1 pseudogene is annotated in these 931 nt (G+C 40.6%); it reads right to left on the reverse strand.

Features of this window, described 5'->3' with window-relative positions:
• A pseudogene (locus KIV40_RS26850) lies at nt 1-506 on the reverse strand (2-isopropylmalate synthase); the annotation flags it as partial.
• Nucleotides 507-931: the final 425 nt, after the last annotated feature.

Consider the following 931-nt stretch of genomic DNA (forward strand, 5'->3'; position numbering starts at 1 on the left):
GGAATGTTGATGGTCTTTGCGCCTGCATCAATCGCGGCTTCTACCATGCGACACAGGTTGTCAATTGGTGTACGACCTGCATCTTCACAAGAGAATTCAACATCATCAGTGTAGTTACGAGCATGTTTTACCGCTTTAACACCCATCTCAACCACGTCGTCGTAGCTACGACGAAGCTTGTCTTGTACGTGGACTGTAGAAGTTGAGATAAAGGTATGAATACGAAATGCTTCAGCAACTTTCAAAGCCTCCGCAGCTGCATCAATATCTTTGGCAACAGCACGAGAAAGAGCACAAATACGGCTGTTTTTGATGTTCTTTGCGATGGTTTGCACAGACTCAAAATCACCTGGAGATGAAACTGGGAAACCAGCCTCGATAACGTCCACACCGAGTCTTTCAAGTGCATAAGCAATTTGTAACTTCTCTTTTACTGTCAGGCTTGCAGCTAGTGCCTGCTCGCCGTCTCGTAAAGTCGTATCAAAAATTATCACTTGATCGTTCATGGGTGCTTCCTTATATCGATATCGTATCGATTGCTATCCAAAATATTATTGAGAATGATGTTCTTTTAATGAGCTTAGTTACAAAAAAACCCGCTTAGCGCGGGTTTTAATATTTGTGCAGTTCTTGACCCACAACTTACCCACGCGATTGGTTCACGATAAGGAGAAGTTTCAGCAGTCGAGAAAAAGAAAACGTCATGGCACAAATATCCGTAAATAAACTGTTAACACCATATTTACCGTAATTTATTCTGAGCGTCAAACGTGAAAATCCAATATCGGCGTGCATTGTGAGCTTTTTCATTTTGTTTGTGCTGATTTTTGTTTGTTTATTGGTTTTTTGTTTTGCTTTTTTGCTTTCGAGTTGCGCGGTTAGTTTATCGTTTGCATGATGTTTAGGTTATAACTTTGTACTAAATCTTTTT

The sequence above is a fragment of the Vibrio sp. D173a genome, from assembly GCF_030248475.1.